The sequence below is a fragment of the Palleronia marisminoris genome (genome assembly GCF_900172315.1).
GTDB lineage: Bacteria > Pseudomonadota > Alphaproteobacteria > Rhodobacterales > Rhodobacteraceae > Palleronia > Palleronia marisminoris.
In genome coordinates this window covers 378275-401873 of sequence record NZ_FWFV01000002.1, presented here as the reverse complement: position 1 = coordinate 401873, position 23599 = coordinate 378275, and the positions used below count along the sequence as shown (strand labels likewise).

24 protein-coding genes and 3 pseudogenes are annotated in these 23599 nt (G+C 62.8%); 8 read left to right on the top strand and 19 right to left on the bottom strand.

All coding sequences use genetic code 11. From position 1 onward, the window contains the following. Positions 1-2: 2 nt before the first annotated feature. The 3 genes from PAM7066_RS19520 (at position 3) to ligD (ending at position 3909) form a co-directional block, all read left to right on the top strand. A complete protein-coding gene (locus PAM7066_RS19520) occupies positions 3-371 on the top strand; it encodes an SDR family oxidoreductase (protein ID WP_306456058.1) in 369 nt (122 codons plus the stop codon). Between the two features lie 187 nt (positions 372-558). Beyond that, the gene (ku, locus tag PAM7066_RS05740) at positions 559-1428 is read left to right on the top strand and encodes a non-homologous end joining protein Ku (protein ID WP_085853175.1); all 870 of its coding nucleotides are present in this window, start codon (positions 559-561) and stop codon (positions 1426-1428) included. Next, on the top strand, positions 1429-3909 hold the full coding sequence (gene ligD, locus PAM7066_RS05735) for a DNA ligase D (RefSeq protein WP_085853174.1): 2481 nt from the start codon (positions 1429-1431) through the stop codon (positions 3907-3909). It begins immediately after the preceding gene. 6 nt (positions 3910-3915) lie between these two features. On the opposite strand, the gene ku (PAM7066_RS05730) is transcribed toward ligD, so the two are convergent. Next, positions 3916-4752 carry a non-homologous end joining protein Ku gene (gene ku / locus PAM7066_RS05730; protein ID WP_246799780.1) on the bottom strand — a complete coding sequence of 279 codons (837 nt, stop codon included), beginning with the start codon at positions 4750-4752 and terminating at the stop codon, positions 3916-3918. A 182-nt stretch (positions 4753-4934) separates the two neighbouring features. On the opposite strand from ku (PAM7066_RS05730), the gene PAM7066_RS05725 reads away from it, so the two are divergent. Further along, the gene (locus PAM7066_RS05725; protein WP_085853172.1) at positions 4935-5696 is read left to right on the top strand and encodes an aldolase/citrate lyase family protein; all 762 of its coding nucleotides are present in this window, start codon (positions 4935-4937) and stop codon (positions 5694-5696) included. Between the two features lie 564 nt (positions 5697-6260). Here the strand turns inward: PAM7066_RS05725 and ureG are convergent. The 9 genes from ureG to PAM7066_RS05675 are packed head-to-tail and all read right to left on the bottom strand — an operon-like array spanning position 6261 to position 11646. Further along, positions 6261-6908 carry an urease accessory protein UreG gene (ureG, locus tag PAM7066_RS05715; protein ID WP_085853170.1) on the bottom strand — a complete coding sequence of 216 codons (648 nt, stop codon included), beginning with the start codon at positions 6906-6908 and terminating at the stop codon, positions 6261-6263. After that, the gene (locus PAM7066_RS05710; protein ID WP_085853299.1) at positions 6905-7528 is read right to left on the bottom strand and encodes an urease accessory protein UreF; all 624 of its coding nucleotides are present in this window, start codon (positions 7526-7528) and stop codon (positions 6905-6907) included. Before PAM7066_RS05710 ends, ureG begins: the two co-directional genes overlap by 4 nt. Beyond that, a complete protein-coding gene (locus PAM7066_RS05705) occupies positions 7521-7970 on the bottom strand; it encodes an urease accessory protein UreE (RefSeq protein ID WP_085853169.1) in 450 nt (149 codons plus the stop codon). Before PAM7066_RS05705 ends, PAM7066_RS05710 begins: the two co-directional genes overlap by 8 nt. Continuing rightward, positions 7967-9673: an urease subunit alpha gene (ureC, locus tag PAM7066_RS05700; RefSeq protein ID WP_085853168.1), complete on the bottom strand. Its 1707-nt coding sequence runs from the start codon at positions 9671-9673 to the stop codon at positions 7967-7969. Before ureC ends, PAM7066_RS05705 begins: the two co-directional genes overlap by 4 nt. A 1-nt stretch (position 9674) precedes the next feature. Next, positions 9675-9980, bottom strand: coding sequence for an urease subunit beta (locus tag PAM7066_RS05695; protein WP_085853167.1), 306 nt, complete (start codon positions 9978-9980; stop codon positions 9675-9677). Then, positions 9977-10159, bottom strand: coding sequence for a hypothetical protein (locus PAM7066_RS05690; RefSeq protein WP_085853166.1), 183 nt, complete (start codon positions 10157-10159; stop codon positions 9977-9979). Before PAM7066_RS05690 ends, PAM7066_RS05695 begins: the two co-directional genes overlap by 4 nt. 10 nt (positions 10160-10169) lie before the next feature. Further along, positions 10170-10472 (bottom strand): urease subunit gamma, encoded by a 303-nt coding sequence (locus PAM7066_RS05685; RefSeq protein ID WP_085853165.1) that lies wholly within the window; start codon positions 10470-10472, stop codon positions 10170-10172. 9 nt (positions 10473-10481) lie between these two features. After that, positions 10482-11270: an urease accessory protein UreD gene (locus tag PAM7066_RS05680; protein WP_085853164.1), complete on the bottom strand. Its 789-nt coding sequence runs from the start codon at positions 11268-11270 to the stop codon at positions 10482-10484. Continuing rightward, positions 11251-11646: a (R)-mandelonitrile lyase gene (locus PAM7066_RS05675; RefSeq protein WP_085853163.1), complete on the bottom strand. Its 396-nt coding sequence runs from the start codon at positions 11644-11646 to the stop codon at positions 11251-11253. Before PAM7066_RS05675 ends, PAM7066_RS05680 begins: the two co-directional genes overlap by 20 nt. Before the next feature lie 212 nt (positions 11647-11858). On the opposite strand from PAM7066_RS05675, the gene PAM7066_RS05670 reads away from it, so the two are divergent. Both PAM7066_RS05670 and PAM7066_RS05665 read left to right on the top strand, forming a co-directional pair. Next, complete coding sequence (locus PAM7066_RS05670) at positions 11859-12497, top strand: DUF1622 domain-containing protein (RefSeq protein WP_217639919.1); 639 nt, start codon at positions 11859-11861, stop codon at positions 12495-12497. Positions 12498-12654: 157 nt separating this feature from the next. Continuing rightward, positions 12655-13299, top strand: a complete 645-nt coding sequence (locus tag PAM7066_RS05665) for a DUF998 domain-containing protein (RefSeq protein ID WP_245749586.1) — start codon at positions 12655-12657, stop codon at positions 13297-13299. A 414-nt stretch (positions 13300-13713) separates the two neighbouring features. On the opposite strand, the gene PAM7066_RS05660 is transcribed toward PAM7066_RS05665, so the two are convergent. The 6 genes and pseudogenes from PAM7066_RS05660 to PAM7066_RS18500 form a co-directional block, all read right to left on the bottom strand. Next, entirely contained in the window at positions 13714-14097 is a 384-nt protein-coding gene (locus tag PAM7066_RS05660; protein ID WP_085853161.1) for a VOC family protein, read from the bottom strand. Between the two features lie 60 nt (positions 14098-14157). Then, on the bottom strand, positions 14158-14442 hold the full coding sequence (locus tag PAM7066_RS19280) for a hypothetical protein (RefSeq protein WP_245749606.1): 285 nt from the start codon (positions 14440-14442) through the stop codon (positions 14158-14160). Positions 14443-14524: 82 nt separating this feature from the next. After that, positions 14525-14818, bottom strand: a pseudogene (locus tag PAM7066_RS19275) (TSUP family transporter); the annotation flags it as partial. A gap of 135 nt (positions 14819-14953) precedes the next feature. Then, positions 14954-15658, bottom strand: a complete 705-nt coding sequence (locus tag PAM7066_RS05650; protein ID WP_085853160.1) for an IS6 family transposase — start codon at positions 15656-15658, stop codon at positions 14954-14956. A gap of 153 nt (positions 15659-15811) precedes the next feature. Next, complete coding sequence (locus PAM7066_RS18505; protein ID WP_139214942.1) at positions 15812-16846, bottom strand: glycosyltransferase family protein; 1035 nt, start codon at positions 16844-16846, stop codon at positions 15812-15814. Then, positions 16839-18371, bottom strand: coding sequence for a glycosyltransferase family protein (locus PAM7066_RS18500; RefSeq protein WP_139214943.1), 1533 nt, complete (start codon positions 18369-18371; stop codon positions 16839-16841). The genes PAM7066_RS18505 and PAM7066_RS18500 overlap by 8 nt, the downstream gene beginning before the upstream one ends. 170 nt (positions 18372-18541) lie before the next feature. On the opposite strand from PAM7066_RS18500, the pseudogene PAM7066_RS05635 reads away from it, so the two are divergent. After that, positions 18542-18727, top strand: a pseudogene (locus PAM7066_RS05635) (transposase); the annotation flags it as partial. A 54-nt stretch (positions 18728-18781) separates the two neighbouring features. Here the strand turns inward: PAM7066_RS05635 and PAM7066_RS05630 are convergent. Further along, entirely contained in the window at positions 18782-19312 is a 531-nt protein-coding gene (locus PAM7066_RS05630) for a hypothetical protein (protein WP_085853157.1), read from the bottom strand. 186 nt (positions 19313-19498) lie between these two features. Then, positions 19499-19768, bottom strand: a complete 270-nt coding sequence (locus PAM7066_RS05625) for a hypothetical protein (RefSeq protein WP_139214944.1) — start codon at positions 19766-19768, stop codon at positions 19499-19501. Positions 19769-20232: 464 nt separating this feature from the next. Between PAM7066_RS05625 and PAM7066_RS05620 the strand changes: the two genes are divergently transcribed. Beyond that, positions 20233-23067: a UvrD-helicase domain-containing protein gene (locus PAM7066_RS05620; RefSeq protein WP_085853155.1), complete on the top strand. Its 2835-nt coding sequence runs from the start codon at positions 20233-20235 to the stop codon at positions 23065-23067. Positions 23068-23328: 261 nt separating this feature from the next. On the opposite strand, the pseudogene PAM7066_RS05615 reads toward PAM7066_RS05620, so the two are convergent. Further along, positions 23329-23562 (bottom strand): annotated as a pseudogene (locus tag PAM7066_RS05615) (DDE-type integrase/transposase/recombinase); the annotation flags it as partial. Positions 23563-23599: the final 37 nt, after the last annotated feature.

The following is a 23599-nucleotide window of genomic DNA, read 5'->3' as shown; positions in this document are numbered from 1 at the left end:
GCATCTGGCGGAGGGGGCCACGATCATCAACACATCGTCGGTCGTCGCCGAGGAAGCGCCCGAGATCCCTGCTGGACTACTCCGCCACGAAAGCCGCTATCCGTGCGTTCACCCGCTCGCTGGCCAAGCAGCTTGCCGGAGACGGTATCCGGGTCAACGCGGTGATGCCGGGGCCGTTCTGGACGCCGCTCCAGGTCACGACCGGGCAGAAGACCGAGAACGTCGTGAACTTTGGCAGCAGCACACCCCTCGGCCGCCCCGGCCAGCCGGCAGGGATCGCGCCAATCTACGTGATGCTCGCCTCGCGCGAGGAGACGAGCTACGTGACCGGCCAGAGCTTCGGCGCCTCGGGTGGCACTGGCGTGCCCTGAGCGAACAGATGGGATGGGGGGGCGGGCTACCCGGCAGCTGTTCGACCCTCTTACCGCCGTCCCTGCCGCGAGATATTCGGGTGATCTTTCACCCGTGCTTTGGGTGGTTCGGCTCTTCGGCTGCGCACCGCACCTTTGGAACAAGGATCCGGCAGGACAGTTTGAGTCTCAGTTTGGGAGACGTGCAATGGCACCCAGGGCAACATGGAAGGGAACCATCAAGCTGGCAGAGCTTGCGTTCCCGATTTCTCTTTATGCAGCCGCGACGACCTCGAAGCGCGTCTCCTTCCATATCCTGAACCGCGAGACCGGCAATCGCGTGCAGCGCGAGTATATCGACGAGGGAACCGAAGAGCCTGTCGAGAAAGAGCACCAGGTCAAGGGATACGAGACCGGCAAGGATCAATACATCATCCTGGATCCGGATGAAATTGCCGACGCCGTTCCCGACAGCGACAAGACCCTCAAGATCGAGGCGTTCATTCCCTGCTCGGCAGTCGAGACCACCTACTTCGACAAGCCCTACTTCATAGCGCCCGCTGACGAGAGCTTCTCGGACTCGTTCGCGGTCGTCCGCGAAGGGATGCGCAAGAAGAAGGTGGCTGCGCTCGCCCGCACGGTCATCTTCCGGAGGGTCCGGACGGTGATGCTGAGGGCCCAGGGGCTCGGCCTCGTCGCTCACACGTTGAACTTCGACTATGAGGTCCGGTCGGCCGCGGAAGTCTTTGACGACCTTCCCGACACCAAGATCGAGGGCGAGATGCTCGACCTGGCGAAGCACATCATCGAGACGAAGTCCGGCAAGTTCGACCCCCGCGACTTCGATGATCGCTACGATACCGCCGTGGCCGAGCTCGTGAAGGCGAAGATCGAGGGACGCAAGATCAAGCCGCCGAAGAAGCCGGAGGAAACGAAGGTCAGCAGTCTCATGGATGCCCTTCGCGAAAGTGCGAAAGCGTCGGGCAAGACGAAGCCTTCGGCTCCGTCGAAGAAGAAGGCCTCCTCTGGCTCCGGGTCGAAGAAGACACCGGCGTCGCAGCGCCGGAAGACCGGCTGAATGGGGCTCGAGACCTACAACAAGAAACGCGACTTCGAGGCGACGCCAGAGCCGCGCGGCGAGGTGGGTGCCTCGAAGAGCGGTGACAGCTACCTGATCCAGAAGCATGCGGCGCGCCGGCTTCACTACGACCTGCGGCTCGAGCTCGACGGGGTCTTGCTGAGTTGGGCTGTGACGAAGGGACCAAGCCTCGTGCCGGGGGAAAAGCGGCTTGCGGTTCAGACCGAGGACCATCCTCTCACCTACGGCGACTTCGAGGGAACGATCCCCAAGGGCGAGTATGGCGGGGGCACCGTCGTCCTGTGGGATCGCGGCTCGTGGAAGCCACTGAACGATCCTCGGACGGGTCTGAAGAAAGGTCATCTGGAGTTCGAGATACAGGGCGAGAAGCTGGGCGGCCGCTGGCACCTCACGCGCATGGCCCGGAAAGCGCGCGAGAAGAGGGACAACTGGCTCCTCATCAAGGGCGATGACGAGTTCGCACGTGAAGAGGGCGACCCGCAGATCGTAGAGGAACGTCCCGAGTCCGTGAAGACGGGGCGCAATGTCGACGAGGTGGCCGGCGAGGCCCCTGGCTGGTCATCGAAGACGGGCAAGCTCGAGCAGCCGCAGGAAGAATTGCCACCGATGCCGGCGAAGGCGAAGGAGGCGACGTATCCCGACTTCATCCCCCCGGCGCTCGCCACGCTGAGATCCGCGGCGCCGTCCGGTGAGAAGTGGCTACATGAGATCAAGTTCGACGGTTATCGCCTGCAGGCCCATGTTCGTGAGGGAAAGGCGACGCTTTTCACCCGCAGCGGGTACGACTGGACAGACAGGTTCGGCAAGGCGATCCCTGCGGCACTCGGTCAACTTGACGCGCGCGATACGGTGATCGACGGTGAAGTCATCGTCGAAGGGCCAAGCGGTGCGTCGGATTTTTCCGCACTGCAAGCCGACCTTTCGGAAGGCCGGACCGATCGCCTGGTCTACTTTGCCTTCGACATTCTGCACCTCGACGGCAAGGACCTCCGACCGGCTCCGCTGATCGACCGGAAGGCGACCTTGGAGGCGCTCCTTCGCGGGGCGCCGGATGTGCTGAGATATAGCGAGCATTTCGAGGAGAACGGCGATCTGGTCCTCCGCCACGCCTGCCGCCTCAGCCTCGAGGGCGTGATATCGAAGGAGCGCAACGCGCCGTACCGGTCGGGCAGGGGGAAGACCTGGATCAAGTCCAAATGCTCGGAGCGGCAGGAGTTCGTCGTCGCCGGATACACGCCATCATCGACGTCCCGCAGAGCGATCGGGTCGCTGATCCTCGGCTACCATGACGATGGTGATTTGGTCCATGCCGGGCGAGTCGGCACCGGCTTCACCCAGAACGTTGCCGCCGACCTCTTCAAGCGCCTCGACGAAATGAAGCAGAAAGAGAACCCCTTCGCCGCGGAGCTTTCAGCCGAGGACGCGCGAAACGCGATCTTCGTTCAACCCGAGCTGGTGGCCGAGGTGGAGTTCCGTGCCTGGACCGCGAGCGGGAACGTGCGGCATGCATCCTTTCGCGGGCTGCGCGAGGACCGAAACGCCGAGGAGGTGGTGCGGGAGTCGGAAGACAGCGTGGTCGAGAAGCCGCGCCCTGCGGTTCGCCTGACCAGCCCGGACCGGCTCTACTGGAAAGATGAAGGTGTCACGAAGCAGGGGTTGGCCGACTACTACTCGGACGTGTGGTCGCGCATGGGGCCGTTCGTCGTGAACCGCCCGCTGGCCCTGGTCCGCTGCCCCGACGGTGTCGGCGGCCAATGCTTCTTCCAGAAGCACGCCTGGCGCGGGCAGTCTGCCGAGATCCTGAAGGCTCACGATCCCAAGGACAAGGACGACGAGCCAATCATCGCTGTCGACAGCCTCCCGGGCCTGCTTGGCATGGTGCAAGGCGGGACCCTCGAGATTCATCCCTGGGGCGCCCAGATCACAGATCTCGAGCGTCCCGACTTCATCAACATGGATCTCGATCCTGGCCCCGGCGTGTCGTGGCAGGAGGTGATAGAGGCAGCGCTCGAGGTTCGGGAACGCCTGCGGGAGGTCGGGCTCGAGAGCTTCGTGAAGACCTCCGGAGGAAAGGGGCTGCACGTCGTGGCCCCGCTGAAGCCCAAGGCGGAATGGCCGGAGGTGAAGGCGTTCGCCAAGGGCATCGCGGATGCGATGGCGTCCGATAGCCCCGACCAATACGTGGCCACCATCACCAAGTCGAAACGCAAGGGAAAGACACTGATCGACTACCTCCGCAACGGGCGCGGAGCGACCGCCGTCGCACCTTACTCGACCCGCGCCCGTCCCGGCGCCGCGGTGTCGATGCCTCTCGAATGGGATGAGCTCAGCGGCACGATCGGACCGGATTTCTTCACCGTCACCAACTCCCTGAGCCGCATCGCGAACACGCCGGACCCGTGGGCAGATTTCTGGAAGGCCGCGAAGCCGTTGGCCGGCAGCAAGCGCAAAGCCCGCTGATCCCCGCTACTTCTTCTTTTCCTGCGAGATCGACTTGCGCAGTGCATCCATGATGTTCACAACGTTGTCCGGTTCGGCGGTCTCTTCGGCCCGCTTTGCCTTCTTCGGCGCCCCGCGCTTCTTCTTCTTGCTTGCGATCAGCTTCTTGAGGTTCTCTTGAACCGGATCGCAGACCATCGATTCATCCCATGGCTTCGACCGCTGATCGATTACTTCCTGCACCATCTTCACCAGTTTAGGATCCGCCTTGCGGTCGGCGATGTCACCGAAGACCTCCTTGGGTTCACGTACTTCATCCCCGAAGCGCAGCGTCCAGAGCACGATGCCCTTCCCGTGAGGCTGGAGCATGACCGCGCGCTCCCTGCGCGCGAGAACAAGCCGCGAGATCCCCAGGGTTTCAGTGGACTCCATGGCCTTCCGGATGACGGCGAACGCCTCCTGGGCGACCTCGTCGTCCGGCATCAGGTAGTATGGAGTGTCGTACCAGATCCACTCGATGCTGTCCGAGGGCACGAACTGCTCGATGTTGATCGTACGGGTGCTCTCCAGACCGACGGCCTCGAGCTCTTCGTCCTCGATGATGATGTGGCGGCCCTTCTCGACCTCGTAGCCCCTGACCTCGTCATCGTCTTCGACGGGATCGCCTGTCTCCGTGTCGATGTACCGGCTGCGCACCCGGTTACCGGTCTCCGAATTGACGGTGTGAAATCGCACCTTGTCACGGCTGCTGGTCGCCGGCGTCAGAGATACCGGGCACGTCACGAGGGAGAGCTTCAGGTAGCCTTTCCAGTAGGGGCGTGGAGCCATCCGATCCTCCGGGTCTGCAATCGCCAACGCCTTCAAGGGCCTTTGGTTCGACCAGCTTTGAAGGAGGAAAGCGCGGGTAGTTCTGAAGGCGCCTCGAATGGCCACCGCCCAAGCCCCGGATTGCCGGGGTGTGCACAGACAGAGCGGCTCGACCGCCACGCTCGCCTTGGATAACGACAAGCCAGCGCGATCAGCACCGTCAGGATCAGAGTACGCCCATGCCCGCACCTCGGAATGTCTTCAAGGAACGCCTGTTCGCGGGCAAGTCGCAGATCGGCCTCTGGGTGTCGCTCGGTGATCCCTCGGTTGCGGAATTGGTCGCCGGCTGCGGGTTCGACTGGCTCGTGATCGATGGCGAGCATGGGCCGAACGGGTTGCGCGACGTGCTCGCACAGCTCCGCGCGGTGGGGCAGGGCACGCATCCGGTCGTCCGCACGCGCGATGACAACCGCGCGCTCATCAAGCAGATGCTGGATATCGGCGCGCAAACCTTGCTGATCCCGATGATCGAGAGCGGCGAGCAGGCGCGCGAGGCGGTGCGCTCGGTGCTGTACCCTCCCCAGGGGGCGCGGGGCGTCGGCGCGATGCTTGCCCGCGCGTCAGGCTACGGCTCGGTCCCGGACTATCTGGCTACCGCGGATGACGAGATCTGTCTCCTCCTGCAGGTGGAAAGCCGCGCCGGCCTCGCGGCGCTGGACGACATCCTGACTATCCCACGGGTGGATGGCGTCTTCATCGGCCCGGCCGATCTTGCTGCTGACATGGGCCATCGGGGCAATGCCGCGGCCGAAGAGGTGCAGATCGCCGTGAATGACGCGCTGTCCCGCATCCGCGCGGCGGGCAAGGCTGCGGGAATTCTCTCTGCCGACCGCAGCCTTGCAGCGGATTATGTCGAGGCGGGCGTCGAGTTCGTGGCCGTCGGCTCGGATGTGGGCGTCTTGCGAACGGCATTGAACAGCCTGAGAAACGCGTTCCCTTGAACGATCCGTGGACGAGGATGTTCGCCCAATCCGGGGCGGGGCAGCTCGCAGCGACCGCGGCCTAGCCATGGGGGTCAGCGATGGACGCCAGGGAATTACGGATGATCTTCAGTCCGAAGCGTGCCTGCTCGACGCCGCAGTAGAGCGGAGGGCGATCCGCCACGAAGCTCAAGAAAGGCAGGAGGCCCAGCCGTTCGGCCTCGAGGCGACCTAGACGTAAAAGTTCCCGGCGCGGTCGCTGCATCGCGTGTGATCTCGGCGATGGACGCGGGATCATCTTTTCTGCTGACCGCAGAAGACGAGCCTACCGAGCCCGAACCGACGCTTGCATCCCTTGAGCACGGATATGAGATGGGCACCTCGAAATTGCACCGCTCCAGCATCATGTAGGCAGCCAAGTGTTGATCGCGGACCGAAGCACCTGCTTCGGCGGGTGAAATTATTCTGCGAAATGCATGGAGCGGGACGAACCCTTTACCGAAGTCCGAAGCGCAAAGGGCGTACATCCGCCACCGCCGGGGAAGCAAAAGCAGCCTCAGGATGGGCGGCCGCGCGTGTCCTCCATCACGGAGCGAAGAGCCCGCCACTCGCCCTGAGCCACGTGACGATCTCGGCCACCCCCGCGCCATGGCGAAGGTCGGCGAAGATCGTGGGGCGGCCTGCTCGCGCAGTGGCGGCGTCCTTGCGCATCCGGTCGAGGTCGGCGCCCACGTGCGGCGCGAGGTCGGTCTTGTTCACGATCAGAAGGTCCGAGCGGCTGATCGCCGGCCCGCCTTTGCGCGGAATGTCGTCGCCCTGGCACACGCTGATGACGTAGATCGTGACATCGGCAAGGTCGGGCGAGAAGGTCGCGGCGAGGTTGTCGCCCCCGGATTCGATCAGCACCACGTCCAGATCGTCGTGACGCTCGCGCAGCCGCTCGATGGCGCGCAGATTGATCGAGGCATCCTCGCGGATCGCCGTATGGGGGCAGCCGCCGGTCTCGACCCCCTCGATGCGCGACGATTGCAGCGCCTGCATCCGCACCAGCGCGTCGGCATCCTCGCGGGTGTAGATGTCGTTCGTCACCACGCCGATCGACAGGTGGTCCCGCAGCGCCTCGCAGAGCCGCGCGGTCAGCGTGGTCTTGCCCGCGCCCACGGGACCGCCGATGCCGACACGAAGCGGACCGGTGGTCTGGGCGTGACGTTCTGGGAGGAGCGCGTCTTTCATGACAGGAACAACCTTCCGTCCAGCGTTTCGTGTCTGAGGCTATCGATCTCGGGGCCCGGTGCGAAGCCGCCCAACGCATCAAGGGTGCTGTCCGCCGCGCGGGCAGCGGTTTCGGCGATCAGGGGTTGCAGCGCCGCCAGCACCCGCGCCGCGCCGTCCTGCCCCGTCACCGACAGGCGGATTGCGGCCTGCGCCTGCGCCGAGGCCCAAGCATGGAGGAACGTCGCGCACATCGACAAGGGTGCGATGCCTGCCGCGGCCGAAAATGCACCCAGCGTGACGGGGAACGGAGCGTCTTCCTGCAGATCAGGCGGATTGACCCAGTAGGCCGCCGCCCCGCGGAAGGCGCGGCCCTGGTCGACCGTCTCACGCAGGCGCTCTTTCGATCCGGCCAGAGCGATGGCCAGGTCGCACACATCCTCGCCGCGCCACGCCGCCACCGCCAGCACCGCGTCGTTCCACAGCGCCCCCTGCCCTATGACGCAGCCGATCCGCCGCGCGAGGGGCTCCGGGCCGTCCACGCGCCCCTCGGCCACCGCAGCCTCCAGCCCGCCGGAGTAGGCGTAGCCGCCGGTGGGAAAGACGGGCGAGAGCCAGCTGAGCAGCGTCAGCTCAATCATGGTGATGGTGGTCGTGCCCGTGGCCGCCATAGGCACCGCCCTCGGGGTCGAAGGCCTCGTCGACCTCCTGCAGGACCGCGCCGAGGCCCTCCAGCATCTCGGCAATGACCCGGTCGTGGCGGATCAGGACGCGGCCATCCTCGATCTGCGCGGCGAGGTGGCGGTTGCCGATCTGCCAGGTCAACGCCAGCAGGTGCCGCGCGTCACGGCCGCGTACTTCGAGCAGGCGTTCGGGCACGGCGCGGACCTCGATCACGCGGCCATCCTCAAGCCGCAGCCCTTCGCCGTGACGCAAAAGCCGCGCGGCGGGCAGGTCGAGCAGGAACTCCACACCGCCATCCGAGCGCATCGCCACGCGCCGCCGGTGGCGGTCGCCCTGGTCCAGGGTGATCGTGTCGGCGGGGTGATGGGTGTGGGACAGGATCTCGGTCGCGCGGATCAAAACAGGAAATACCTCTGGGCCATGGGAAGGACGTCCGCCGGCTCGCAAGTCAACAACTCGCCATTCGCGCGGACCTCGTAGCTTTCGGGATCGACCATGATCTCGGGCATGGCATCGTTCAGGATCATGTCGGCCTTGCCGATCTTCCGGGTGTTCTCGACCGCCACCAGCTCTTTCGCCACGCCGAGCCGGTCGCGCAGCCCGTTCCCGGTCGCCGCAGCACTGACGAACGTGACCGAAGTCGCCGCCAGCGCCCCGCCATAGGCGCCGAACATCGGGCGCAGGTGCACGGGTTGGGGCGTCGGGATCGAGGCGTTCGGGTCGCCCATCGGGGCCGCCGCGATCATGCCGCCGATCATCACCATCTCGGGCTTCACCGCGAAGAAGGCGGGGTGCCACAGGACCAGGTCGGCCCGCTTGCCGACCTCGACCGAGCCGATTTGGCGGGACATCCCGTGCACGATCGCCGGGTTGATCGTGTATTTGGCGATGTAGCGGCGGACGCGGAAGTTGTCGTTCTCGCCCGTTTCCTCGGCTAGCGGCCCGCGCTGGCGCTTCATCTTGTCGGCGGTCTGCCAGGTGCGGATCAGCACCTCGCCCACCCGGCCCATGGCCTGGCTGTCGCTCGCGATGATGCTGAACGCGCCCATGTCGTGCAGGATGTCCTCGGCCGCGATGGTCTCTTTCCGGATGCGCGATTCGGCGAAGGCGATGTCCTCGGGGATCGACGGGTCGAGGTGGTGGCAAACCATCAGCATGTCGAGATGCTCGGCGATGGTGTTGCCCGTATAGGGCCGCGTCGGGTTGGTCGACGAGGGCAGGAAGTTCGGCAGGCCCGCGACCTTGATGATGTCGGGCGCGTGGCCTCCGCCCGCGCCCTCGGTGTGGAAGGCGTGGATGGTGCGGCCGGCGACGGCGTCGATGGTCGATTCCACGAAGCCGGACTCGTTCAGCGTGTCGGTGTGGATCATCACCTGCACGTCCATCTCGTCGGCGACGATCAGGCAGCAATCGATGGCGGCGGGCGTGGTGCCCCAATCCTCGTGCAGCTTCAGCGCGCAGGCGCCGCCCTCGACCATCTCGATCAGCGCAGCAGGGCGGCTGGCGTTGCCCTTGCCCGACAGGCCGATGTTCATCGGAAAGGCGTCGAAGCTTTGGATCATGCGGCCAAGGTGCCACGGCCCCGGCGTGCAGGTGGTCGCGAGCGTGCCATGGGCGGGGCCGGTGCCGCCGCCCAGCATGGTGGTCACGCCCGACATCAGCGCCTCTTCGATCTGCTGGGGGCAGATGAAGTGGATGTGGCTGTCGAAGCCGCCGGCGGTCAGGATGCGACCCTCGGCGGCAATCGCCTCGGTGCCGGGGCCGATGATGATGTCCACGTTCGACTGGGTGTCGGGGTTGCCGGCCTTGCCTATGGCGGCGATCCGGCCGTCCTTCAGGCCCACATCGGCCTTGTAGATGCCCGTATGGTCCACGATCAGCGCGTTGGTGATGACGGTATCGACGGCGCCCTCGGCGCGGCTGGCCTGCGACTGGCCCATGCCGTCGCGGATCACCTTGCCTCCGCCGAACTTCACCTCTTCGCCGTAGGTGGTCAGGTCACGCTCGACCTCGATCACGAGGTTCGTGTCGGCCAGCCGCACCTTGTCGCCGGTGGTGGGGCCGTACATCGCGGCATAGTCGGCGCGGCTGATTTGAGCCATGTCAGAGTGCTCCCATCACGTCGCCCCGGAAGCCGAAGACGCGGCGGTCCCCGGCGTAGGGGACCAGCGTCACGTCGCGCGCCTGGCCGGGTTCGAACCGCACGGCGGTCCCGGCGGCGATGTCGAGGCGCTTGCCCCGTGCCGCGGCGCGGTCGAAATCGAGCGCCGGGTTGCTTTCGGCGAAGTGGTAGTGGCTGCCGACCTGCACCGGGCGGTCGCCGGTATTCGCGACCTTCAGCGTCAGGGTCTCGCGCCCCTCGTTCAGGGCGAGGGTGCCGTCGGCGGGCATGACCTCGCCGGGCATCATTCCGGGTCCCGGTCCGACCGGCGGAACAGGATGCGACCGCCAGCCAAACCCACGGCGGCGACGAGGCCAAGGGCCAGGACGACGATCAGCCACGAGCCCGAGCCGTGGGGGTGCAGGTGCGCACCGTCGTGGGCGGCGGCGGGAAGGGCGAACAGCATCAGGACGGGCAAGGCGCGCATCGGGGTTCCTCTAGCGGATCGGTTGGTGAACAGTGACGAGCTTGGTGCCGTCGGGAAAGGTGGCCTCGACCTGGACGTCGTGGATCATCTCGGCGATGCCCTCCATGACCTGGTCGCGGGCCACGACGGTCGCGCCGGCCTCCATCAGGTCGGCGACCGGGCGACCATCGCGGGCGCCCTCGACGACGAAATCGGTGATCAGCGCCACGGCCTCGGGGTGGTTCAGCTTCACCCCCCGTTCCAGCCGGCGCCGCGCCACCACGGCTGCCATTGAGATCAGCAGCTTGTCCTTCTCGCGCGGGGTCAGGTTCATGTCTCTTCCTCAAAGCCTCCAGAGGCGCGGCACGTCGCCGGCCAGCAGCGAGACGAGCGGCACGAGGCGCTTGCGCAACTCGTATCCATCAGGCGCCATCAGCCGACAGACCAGCTTGTCCCCGATCACCGAAGCTCCTCCGGTTTGCCCGATAATGCGGCGCGTTTCAGCCAACATGCCTTCGGCTCGGGCAGAGATGAAAACGACGGTCGCCAGTGCGCAGGCCCCTTGCGCCGCGGCTTCCAGTTCGGCGGGCAGGTCGTCAGTCGCGAGGCGCAACGCCTCGGCGTGGAGCAGCCGCCCCCCGCGCGCCAGCCGCCAGTCGTCGCGCAGTTCCACGCGGCGCACGGTCTCGCCCATGGCGAGGCGGCCGAAGAGCAACGGCTCGACCACCAGAAGCTCGGCATCCGGGGCGATCTCGGCCTCGATCCGGCGCCGATAGCGGGCGCCCTCGAACAGCAGGGTCTCTTGCGGAAGCCAAGCCAGCCGCGCCCCGGTCCCGGCGGTCAGCCGCACCGTCGTCTCGGCGCTGTCGTCGTCGCACCGGTAGATGCGTTCGCAGGCCTGGGTGGTGAGGGTGAGGTCGGCGCCGGCCTCGGCCTCCCAAAGCATCCGGTCGCCGGAAGTCATGCCGCCCGAGGTGTTCACCAGCACCGCCTGCATGCTGCCTGGTCCGTGCGGCAGGCCGATGCGGGCGGAACCCTCCTGGCGCAGCCCCGTCAAGCCGCGCGGGCCGACGACGATCCGCCCGTGCCCGCGGCTGCGTTGATGGACCGGGTCAGCCAGCATATTCGGCATCGGAAACCCGCTCCGCCCAGTTTGCAGCGCTGCCGTTCTGCATTTCCTGCATGGCGATATGGGTCATCTCGTCATCAGCCGTGGCGCCGTGCCAGTGCCGCTCGCCCGGAGCGAAAAGCACGACGTCACCTGCGCGAACTTCCATCTTCGGCTCGCCGTCGCGCTGCACCCAGCCGATGCCGCCGGTGATCACAAGCGTCTGGCCTACGGGGTGGGTGTGCCAGTTCGTTCGCGCGCCGGGGCCGAACCGAACCTCTGCCGCGGCAAGAGCGGAGTGCCCCTCGGGCGAGGTGACAGGGCGCATCGTCACCTCTCCGGTGAACCAGTCGGGGTTCGCGGCGCTTTCGGCGCGGTCTTCGTTGCGGTGGATCTGCATCTGGCCTCTCCATGTGGCATCGGCCGACAAGAGCCGCGCCCCGAGACGGCGTCAACCGGCGGGCGGCCTACGCCCGCCGGACGAGTATGCTTCCGAGTTCCGCTGGAGCGTCGGCACACGGGCCATCGACACGACTCCGGCGTGCGTGGGGGCATGCCTCGCACGGCCGCTTTCGCCCTGCGATTCCCTGTGCGCGCGACCGACAGGGACACATGTGCAAGCACCTTCCCACCACTGCGGCACCCATCACGCGCATCTTGCCCGCCAGTCACTCTGACCTGCGCGTGCCCAACCGCTACCGATCTGGCTGCGGAACGATGCATAAGGGCATGTGTTGGCAACCCATGGAAAAGTCGAGGAACGCCCGCTGGAGTGCCCCGTGCGTGTGGTTTGGCCTGATCGCGATCGCCGCGTTGTTCTTGCGCGTTCCGATGGCTGCGGCTCAAGGAGCCGAGCGAACGCGCGGCCAAGGATCAGACCCCGTCGCCGGATGGATTGACAGCGGCCTGCATTGGACCGTCAGGGCCATCGAGATCGTCGGCATCGCGACGATCGTCATCGGCGCCGTCGCCGCGACCATGATCTACCTCTACCGGACAATGCGGAAGGGCCCGGTGGAGGCCGTGTATCACAACTTCAGGTCCTCCCTCGGTCGCTCGATCCTGTTGGGGCTGGAGTTCCTTGTCGCGGCCGACATCATCAACACCGTTGCCATCGACCCGACGCTCCAGAGTGTCGCCGTCCTGGCGGCTGTCGTAGCGGTCCGTACGTTCCTGAGCTTCGCGCTCGAAGTCGAGATAGACGGGGAGTGGCCCTGGCGAAAGCATCGGAGCAAGGAAGATTCCGTGTGACCCGTTCGTCAGGATTGGCGACGCGCGAGATGCCGGTGATGCGTGTGGAGCGTCATTTCAGGCGCACCTGTATCCGCCCGGCGCAGGATGAGGGTTCCCCGCTTGTAGAAAGACATGTCCCGTTCGGGGACCATAGGAAACAATGCCGAGGTACTTTGTGAGAAGCGACGAAACCTATCTGTTCCCACAGCAGCAGCCTTTCCTGCTGATCTTTCTGGGTGGCCTGGGGATCCTGGGGACGGTGTCCACGATCACCGCGATCGCGGTCGCATCGGTCATTGTGCCCGATCACAACTGGATCTCCGAGACCATCAGCGACCTCGCCGCCGGTCCGATGGAGATCATCACCGACGCGGCGCTCTACGCTTTTTCTGCAGCGCTGGTCGCTACGGCGATGGCCGCAAGCCATGACCACCTAGGGCGGAGACTGTGGTCCGTCGGTGTCGTGTCGTTGGGAGCCCTCGCAGCCGTGGTCGCGGTTATCGCAGCCCATGACGAATACGGTGACAATGATCACGTGGGCATAACCGTCCACACCGAGCTCGTATATGCCACTGGCATCTTGTTCCTCGTCGCGATGCTCGGCATGGCGCGGGGTGCAGGTTGGCACCACCCAAGGCTCCGACTGATCTTGGTGCTGCTCGGGTCGGCATGGGGCTTGCTTTCTCCGGTGTTCTTCTTCCTGCCCGACAGCATCGACGGTCTTTATGAGCGGGGCCTCGGCCTGATTGCGAGCGCGTTCGTGATGAGCCTGTCGTGGGCCTTCCTCCGCCGTGGCATCGTCGGCCTCCCCTATCGCTAGCGGAACTCGCGAATACCGCGCGGGCTGCCTCCACGAAAACCAAGGCCACCACTGGTCATCCTTGGCTTCGAACCTGATCAGCCACCCGTGAGCAGATCCGGGCCTGGCGGGACGACGACAACCACCACCGCCCCCGCTCCGGCCTCTGGCACATCCCGCCGGCAGAGATTGGCAGAAGAACAGGCCGGCGATCAGACGGCAGATTTTCTCGGGCTCAAGGAGATCACGAGAACGAGCCACAAGGCCGACGAGCCAAGCATTGGCAAACCTGAGGAAAGGTTCGCCAAAAAGATACCACCACGCCCCTGATAAAAAGGAAGAAAATGATGTGGGTGGCGGAGGGGACGGGCCTGATATACAACCTTCTCCACCATGCGGTACTCACGCTGCGATGAGCGACAGGCTCGTAGGTTCCTATCCGCTGCGCTCGAGGATCTCGACGGCAATACCGTCCGGGCCTTCTATGAAGCACATACGCGAACCGGGGCGCGAACTATGCGGCTCGACCGTGAATTGAACATGACGGGATCGGAGATCGTCGACGGCAGCATCGAGGTCTTCGACAAGTAGAGCTAAATGATCAAGGCTAGCCTCCTTCGAGCGAAGCGGCCTTGAATTGGACGTGCCTGTCTTCGCATCAATGAAGATTCTGATCTCTCCGAACCTAGCTTCTATACGCGCTGGCGAAACAACTATCTCTGCGCCAAGAACATCTTCAAACCACGCACCAGTGGCCGCAGGATCGGAAGCCAGAACATGTAAGTGATCCCAGTTGTATCTGATTTTAGTCTTGGTCATTCGGCAACCTCTTAACTACCGGCAAGGGCTTGTTAGATAGGAAAGGTATGTACCGCGCGTCTATCGAAGCGACAGGAAAGCGTCGACACCGATACGAAGTGAAACTACTGTCAGCAAGGCCAAGATGATCCTGTCGAACATCGCGCGCGACATCCGCCGGGCCAGCGCCGCGCCCAATGGCATGGCTGCCAGGAGGGGAACGAGCGCCCCCGCGCTCAGCACCGCGCGCATTGGGGTCAACACGCCCCACGCCATCAGCAGCGGAATCTGAATCGCGGAAATCAACGCAAAGAATACTGAGATGGCAGAAATGAAGGCGCCTCGTTCCATCCGAATGGCACTCATGAACGTGATGGAAATTCGGGGCGGAAAGACCCGCCGCTCCTTGTAGAACCCCTCCCGCGAATCCGACTGGGATCGCTAAGCGCACAGCATTCTGCATGGCAAGTCTCCAATCAGGCCGTGCTAGATGGAAAGCTACATAGAGCAGAACGGCTGCCGCTACCCCCAACATCAGAAAATCGGACGGCACGCTGATCAGCAATGCGCTACCAACGCCGGCACCAACGCCTCCGCTCAACGCGAAGCCGTAAACTAGCGCAGGAGGGGGGAGGTGACGGCGATAGATCCACCCTTGCCAGATGTTCGAGACGAGGTTCGGGATAGTCATCAAAGCTACCGCCAAGCGAACGTCGTACAGCAGCGCTAGAAGCGGAACCACAAGGATGGCTGTGCCCGCGCCGGTCGCGCCTTTGAGCAAGCCTCCAAGCGCCAAGCCCGTAGCGCCCAAGAGTAATCCGGTCGGTGCTGTCAGAGGAATTCGAACCAGTCTCAAACATCCGGCGGAGGCAGGTGTCTATGCTGCTCCGAGCCCGCGCCACTCGGCGAGAGCGGCGGCGCGGTTCAGCTTGAAGATGGCTCGGCTTGAAAGGCTTCGCTCCAGGTTGAAATGGTTTGAGACAGAGGCGTGAACGGCGCCGAATTTCTGCAGACTTCGCATCCGCCGGAAACGCTGCATCGCCCGTTCTCGTCGTCGGAACGGCAAGTGGGAATTCTCCGCCCGGTTGTTCAGCCACCGATCGGTCTCCTGCCGGTCCGCCACGCCGAGGTCTTTTCGTGCCGCGCCATAAGAGCGACGCTTGTCCGTCACGAGGACCTCTGCCCGGCCATGCTTCTTCAGTGCTTTCTTGAGGAATTTCAGTGCGGCCTTCTTGTCCCGCCTCTTGGTCACGAAGCTCTCCAGCACCTCGCCCTCATGATCGATCGCTCGCCAGAGGTAGTGCTGTTCGCCGTTGATCTTCACGAACATCTCGTCGAGATGCCACCGCCAGCGGCTCGACTTCCTTCCCTCGATGCGGCGCTTGCGGATCTCGCCCGCAAACATCGGTCCGAAGCGATGCCACCAGAACCGCACAGTCTCGTGGCTGACATCGACGCCGCGCTCGTGCAGCAGGTCCTCGACGTTCCGAAGCGACAGCGGAAAGCGGACGTACATCATCACCGCCAGGCGAATGATCTCGGGCGACGTCTTGAAGTACTTGAAGGGACTGCGCTTGCTCATGCGCAGAGGCTATCCAGCCGCCTGCCCCGCCTCAAGCCGAGTTCTTCTGACAAGACCGGCCGGAGCGTCTGGCACTGACCGAATGGCGTCGAAGCCCGCTTTAGCTCCGCTTGGAAAAGCAATTCATTACTACATCGAGAACTCCAGCAAAATTTAATAGAATCCATGCTCCTTTAGTTGGCGCCCGAGCTCATCCCGCCAGACAGAGAATGAGAATTTCGAAAGAGCACGCTCTGCAAGCGCTCTGCCGACTTCAACACGAGCATCATCATCAAAAGTCAGCACTTTCGCCTTGTTGTATGCTTCATTCTCACTCTCGTAAAAAAAAGGGTAATCGTCACCGAGATGCCACACAAATGTATCGAGCTTGCTGCACATAACCGGAACGCCCAGCGACATTGAGTCGAGCGTTTTTTGATTTCCAAGAGTGTTATTCAACTCGCTCTCATTTGTCAGTGTGGCGCAGCTCGCCCTTAGTAGAGACGGCATGTCATCGTACGGGATCTGACCCAAATAAATTACATTCTTTCCAGTAAAAGAGGAGCCCCGCCGAAACTTGCCCGCCAACGAAATGATTGGGTCAAGTGACGAGCCCTCTTCAAAGAGACGCTCTAGGGCGGAAAAGGCGGTATAAGGGAAGAGGTCATTAGACAAGTTTCCATAAAACCCAAAGGCTCGGCCGAGAGACATCCGCGCATGTAACGCAAACTCCTTTTTGGGATTGCGCTCCCTCAAGACAAAGCTTTCATCATAAACCTGCCCAACATTTATTACTGGACAATTGAAGTGGGGGTCGGCATTTCCGTATGCGGCCTCGAGAGCTCTCTCGCTCTCCATCGACCCCGACAAAAGATGGCGCCGCCAATTTTCCGTGAGAACAAAGAGGGCATCTGCCTGCTCGAAAACTTCTTGCACAAATGGATGAGCAAACGAGAATCGAACACCACGGATCGAATGAAAAACTGCGGGGTTGTGGCGTATATAGTAGTAATCATATTCACGGTTTGGCCCAAGCGTGCCGGAATTTCCGCAGGCCGGACCCCTAAAGTTAAATATCTCATTGTTATAGTACACGTCGAAATATTCAGAGAGTCGAGAAAGCAGTCGAATCTCGTTAATCCGATCGCCTGTCGAGGGCTCGATGCGATCGACATTCGAGTATAGGGCATAGAGACTCTTTTTAGTCATGACTTGCGGATGACCCAGTTATTGCATTTATTGTATCCGTTGCGCTACTCGCGGAGAAATAAACTTCTTCTGCATCCTTCGCATAAGTGGCTGATACTTCTTCGAACCTTGTAGAGTTTCTCATAATTAGCACTGCAGCCTCACGTGGAGAAGAAAAATGGTGGGCTGACGGATAAGTCCGCTCCGCTCCTTTGAAGGCAATATGTAGCGGCCAACGCCGAACATATGGTATACAACCTTGCAGCATTGCCTCCGCGACGAATTCATGTGAACCCTCTGATAAGCTGCATGAGAGAACGTGGCCCATGTCTATGAAGTGAATGCTCGGATCCGAAATGTGCCCATACTCGCGAACACTGTTAGATAGTTCTGATCTTAGGGCTGCGAAATCTCGAAGATAGCGCTTCCAATGGCTCTCGGCCCACAAATGTGGAGTCGCTGCCCCGAGGGGGCTACCGATCAAGTGTAGTTCATATCTCCGATCAGTTTTCCGGATCTCGCGAAGTACCTGAAGCGCAAATAGGGGATCTTTATAAGGAGTGCCGTTGACGCCCATACATATCTTATAAACTGAGGAATTAGCGTCGCGGATACTTGAGCTAGGCTTAGGCGCGGTCCTTAGATTGCTACATACGAGAGCGCGGCTTCGAAGCTCCTCGGCTGCGGCCGTTCGCATCAAATATAGATCGCGGATATGGCTTTCAATGAAAATGAACTGATCAACACGCGCTACGTTAATCAGATTCGTCCATAGGGTGAAGGCTTCACCCCTATGGCACCGTACCACCAATCGTTTTTGTAAAGGAAGCCAGCTGGAAAACCATGCGGCAGCTTCCGTCGCCCATTCAACGAAGATGATGTCAGCCCACTCCAAGATTCGGGCATCGAGCGGTGCGACCTCGCGAAGGATCTGGGTGTGTAGTTTGTTGTCGTATGGGAGGACCTTCTGACATGCAATCGCGTTCCGGGTGCTGTATTTTTGAGCTATGCGAGCGCCGTCGCGAGGTGCATAATCGTTTACCTTCTTCCTCAGATCAGTCCAATTTATCGTTCTGGCTTCGATTCCGGACGAAGTTACGGCCTCGATCACGTTTTGAAGAAACGTGAAATTACCAGAAACAAAGGCACAGCGAAGAGGGCGATCATTTGGAGGCACCCAAGTTTCTGCGATGTCTTGTTTAGGCGGTTTGGCCTGCAGGGCGCCGAGGTTGAGGCGGCTCAGCCGTTTACGATATTTGGGAAAATTATTAACGTGGCGCTGCGCGACCGCTGGGTCGCTCAAGGATTTTTCAGTTCCCGGCAGGGAAGGTGATTCGATGTACACTAGCGCATCGAAAATGCTCTTCCGCATGAAGTTCCGGGCGGCCTCTTTCTTGTGGCTCTCTTCGCTTCCTGAGAATCGTTCGGCCCGCCTCACAGCCTCGCGCAAGACGATACTGTGTAGGCCAAATAACCTTGCGAATTTAACTTGGACCTTCCTCACGGTTTTTTTCAAAGACGCACCCCTCTTCCTCATCTTCTTCACCAAGCGACCTTCTTCATGATCCTAGAGTGGTGGACATCCAGCTAGCGAGCAATGGCCTGTCCAATCATTCAATAGCGACGCGTCTCTGCCTGTGCAACGGATGGGGCGTTGTTGCAGAACTCTGACGGGGGACGATTCACAACGCGAATCCATGCGGTTAGACGGGTCGCATGAGCAAGCCTCCACCCGCCCGCTACCGCACGACGAACTGGTCCAGCTATAACGCGGCGTTGCGCAAGCGCGGCTCGATGCTGCTCTGGGTTGACCAAGAGATGGCTTGGCTGGCGCCGCATGAGGGCCGTCCCGGGCGCCCTCCCGTCTTCTCCGATGCCGCGATCCAGTTCTGCCTTTTGATCACGTGGCAGTGGCCAGCACCAAAGCTACTGCCCGGCGGCAGCCCCTTCCCCTCTTCATTGCCTTGGTTCTGAACCGGGGTCCGGTTTCGCGATGACCGGCCGGCGATCCGAGCCGCGGTAGCTTGTGCCCGCAACCTTGGGGGTCGTCGCCTCTCCGAAAGCCTCTGCACGAGGTCCGGCGACGAGCAGATGGTCGATTGCGCGGCCCGGGTAGAACTGTCGGACGTATGTGTGCGGCAGCTCCGCCGAGAGGAGCCGGGCGTTTTCGCCAAGACCGAGAAGAGCCGCGATGCTGTCGTCGTAGCCGTCCTTCACTCCCGCCCCGCAGAACCCGTCACAGATGCCTTCAGGCTGGCAATCCTCGGCAGGATCGCTGCCGACCCGCAGGTGCCGACCCGGCGCCTGTATGTTCAGATCGCCGGCGATCACGACCGTTCGTCCGTCGCCCAGTGCCTCGGTTGCGTTCACGACGAGGCCCTCGGCCTGATCCTGCCGCTGTTCGGCGTTGGCCAGATCCTCCGCGTTGCAGGACGCTCCCCTCGAAGATTTCCAGTGGGTGGCAAAGACCGACCAGTCGTGCTCCAAGTCTACCCGTAGAAATCCACGGGACGGGACACTCCCCTCGAACTCGATCCCGATTTTCAGCTCCTGCGTCGCAGGCGAGTCGGACGAGAGCCGTGGCGTGTATGCGTCATCGTACGGGTCCCATTCCGCCGCAGCGGTGATCGGAACTGCACTTACGACCGCGACTTCCAGCGACTTGAACCACGCTCACGTGATCTCGATGGGCGGTGAGAAGTCGCTGATCGCCCAGTGATCGAGGCCCAAGCCGTCCGCGATCGCCTGGACCTGCTCTTCCGAGATCACCTCCTGGAGGGCAAGCAGGTCGATCTCTCCTGCGTCCGCCTCCATCTCTGCCGCAGACGACCGCAACTCTGCGGGAGTGCGCTGCCCCCCGTCGATGTTCCAGGTCGCAATGGCGAGGTCCGCCGCCGCAGGAGAGGCCAGTATCGCTGCGAAGATGCCGAGGGGGGCAGCCATGCTGACTGACATGAGGAAATCCGATCATTGGCGAACTCGTCGAGGTGAGCATCCCGCGACAGGGCTCGCGATTCAAGCCGCAGGTGGCAGACTGCGCGAGATGCCGGAGACGATCATCGTCACGTGCCGCCGGCCGAGGGGTCTTCGATTATCTTCAGCAGGTTCCGCACGTTCGACACGTGCCACTGCCCGCCGCGTCGCGTCCTAGTCCCGCAGGCGTTCAACTCGGCGGCCGGAACAGAACGCGGCGATTGTGAGGCGCGAGAGCGGCCCGTCATCCTGGAGGCCGCGGGCCGGGGACGGGGACGGGGACGGGGACGGGGACGGAATGGCAGTTGCCGGCCGTAGCTGCCACAGTGCAGTCTAATCCATTGGAATGCCGAAAGCCCAGGTCATTGATTCGCCTACAACAACGCCCATTGTTCAGATTTCTGGCTGTTCCCTTCGGGAGATCCGCCCGCGCCATGGAGCTGGACGTGGATTACATCCGGATCACACGCCGCAGCCAGGTCGTGTCCGTGTCGTTGGAGTCGTTAGCGACCGCCCCTTGCCTTAGGAAGGGGATGCTCGGAACCGCACTGACCGTCAGGTCGGGCGAGTTTGAGGATGTCACGCTGAAGGGCGCGAGCCACCAAAATGCCCGTGACTTTTCGGAACGGATCAAGGAAGCGTGGACTCGCTACAATCTCGCTGCCCTCGAGAAGGAAGCCGCGCGGCTGGACCGGATCCTCGCTGAGGTGATGTCGCTGGCAGCCCCGTCCCGATACCCTGCCGCGTGTAATATCGCGCCTCTGCTCGAACAGGCCCGTGCCCTGGATACTTCGCTCCTGTCGAAGTTGAATGCGGAGGCCATCGGACGTGAAACCGTCGCGCGCGTTGCGCCCGTGCGGAAGTTTGCAAGCGACCCGCGCACGTCGCGGGCGAACGGCATCGCGGCCTTCGTCACCGCCGAACTGGACCGCTGGAAGGATTTCTTCGACAACATCGAGAGCAATCCCCTGACGCCGGAGCAGCGCCTTTCGGTCGTCGTGGACGAGGATGCGACGCTGGTCCTTGCCGGTGCGGGATCGGGCAAGACCAGCGTCATCACCGCCAAGGCCGCCTACCTCGTCAAGGCGGGCATCCGTCAGCCGGAAGAAATCCTGCTTCTGGCCTTCGCGAAGAACGCGGCGGATGAAATGTCGGAACGGGTCGAGGCCCGATCCGGCGTTCCCATCGTGGCGCGGACCTTCCACGCGATTGCCTATGACATCATCGGGATCGTCGAAGGATCGAAGCCCGCCCTGGCCGACCATGCCACCGACGACATGGCCTTCACCAACCTGATCAAGCAGATCCTGAAGGACCTGGTCTACCGCCTGTCAGAGGTATCGAAGGCGATCATCCAGTTCTTCGCGCATTTCCTGGTCGAGCCCAAGACAGAATGGGACTTCAAGACCAAGCACGATTTCTACACGCACATGGAGAGCCAGGACCTGCGGACGCTGCAGGGCGAAAAGGTCAAGAGCTACGAAGAACTGCAGATCGCCAACTGGCTCTACGAGAACGGAGTCGAGTACGAGTACGAGCCGGTCTACGAACACAAGATCCCCGAAACGGGCAGGCGCGATTACCAGCCGGACTTCCGCCTGATTGAGAGCGGCATCTACATCGAGCATTTCGGGGTGCGCCGCCAGAAGATGGCCGATGGCAGCGAGCGGTTGGTCACGGCGCCCTTCGTCAACCGCGATGAATACCTAGCTGGCATGGAGTGGAAGCGGCAGGTCCATGCCGAACACGAAACCACCCTGATCGAAACCTACAGCTATGAGCGCCAGGAGGGGCGCCTGCTGAGCGGCCTTGCTGAAAAGTTGGCATCCCATGTCACCCTGAACCCCCGCCCAGTCGACACGATCTATGACCGGATCGTCGAGTTGAAGCAGGTCGATGACTTTTCCAAGCTGCTTGGAACCTTCCTGCGCAAGTACAAGAGCGGCGGTTACAGCCTGCAGGACTGCGAGATCAAGTCCGACCGAATGAAGCTGGGCAAGTGCGCCCGCGCGTTCCTCGACGTCTTCGCGCCCGTCTTCGAGGAATACCAGAAACGCCTGGAAGGCCGGATCGACTTCGAGGACATGATCCTGCGTGCCGCGCGCTATGCCGAGACCGGGAGCTACGTCAGCCCGTTCCGCCACATCCTTGTCGACGAGTTCCAGGACATCTCGCAAAGCCGGGCACGGCTGGTGAAGGCGCTGAAGGCTCAGCATCCGGATGTGCGCGTTTTTGCCGTCGGTGACGACTGGCAGTCGATCTTCCGCTTCGCCGGCTCCGACATCCACCTGATGCGTCACTTCGGGCGGGAGTTTGGCGGCAGCTTCGATGGCGAGGCTGGCGTGCACCGGAGCGTCGATCTCGGCCGCACGTTCCGATCGGTCGACCAGATCGCCTTTGCGGCCAGAACCTTCGTGCTGCGGAACCCGGCCCAGATACAGAAGCAGATCGTTCCGGCCGGGACGGCGACCGAACCGGCCGTAAGGATCGTGACCGTGTCCAAGGGCGAGGATGCGGCGAAACTGTCCGGAGTGCTTGCCGCCATGTCAGCCGCTGTGGCAGCGGAGGCGAAGCCTGCGACGGTCCTGCTTCTCGGCCGCTACCGCTTCGTCGAACCAGACCTCCAAGATCTGAAGCGGCGCTTTTCGCGGCTGAAGATCAGCTTCAAGACGATCCACGCCTCCAAGGGTCTGGAGGCCGACCACGTCATCCTGCTGAACGCCGACAGCGGGCGCACAGGGTTCCCATCAGAGATCGTCGACGACCCCCTGCTGTCTCTGGTGTCCCCGGAGGAGGAAGCGTTCCAGAATGCGGAAGAACGGCGCGTCATGTATGTCGCGATGACCCGGGCCCGACACACATTGACGATCCTCGCCTCGAACGCCCGGCCCTCGTCCTTTGTCACTGAGCTGAAGAAGGATCCCGCATACGGCATCGCCGCTCCTCCTGGCGTGGAGTTGGAGGAACATGGCTGCGGCGAATGCGGCGGGCGGTTGTTGGGCGTCACCGGGAAGGATGGCCGCATCTGGTATCGCTGCGAGCATGTCCAGCATTGCGGAAACCTGCTGCCCGCCTGCCAATCCTGCGGAACCGCATTGCCCCGCGGCACGGATGGAACGACCGAGCTTCGATGTGCCTGCGGTGCCACCTATCCGACGTGCCCCGAATGCGAAGATGGCTGGCTGGTCGCACGCAGCGGCAGCTATGGAAAGTTCCTTGGCTGCGTCCGCTATCCGACCTGCGTCGGGAAAGCGAAAATGGAGCGGTGACCGGTTCGCGGTAACCCAGCCGCGGCGCCGAAAGAGGGCATGACATGAGGTGCACTTTTTGCCCATGCCGGTCAGGACATGTTTGGCCGCGCCTACCACCATCTACCTGCAGCTAGTCCCTGTTGCTCGTTGATCGCGTGAAACCGTAGCACGAGCCGTGCGATGCGCCGCGATCGATGGGACTCGCTCCTCCGCGAGCTGGCTAGGCGGTGCTGTCAGACGAATTCGAACCAGTCTCAAATGTCCGATGGAGGTAGATCTCTATGCCGTGCAGAGGCCGCGCCATGCGGCGAGAGCGGCGGCGCGGTTCAGTTCGAAGGTGGCTCGGCTGGAGAGGCTGCGTTCCTGGTTGAACTGGTTGGAGACAGCGGCGTGAACCGCGGCGGACTTCTGCAGACTTGGCATCCGCCGGAAACGCTGCATCGCCCGCTCTCGTCGTCGGAACGGCAGGTGGGAATTCTCCACCCGGTTGTTCAGCCACCGATCAGTCTCCTGCCCGCCTCAAGCTGGGTTCCTCTGACAAATCCCCGAC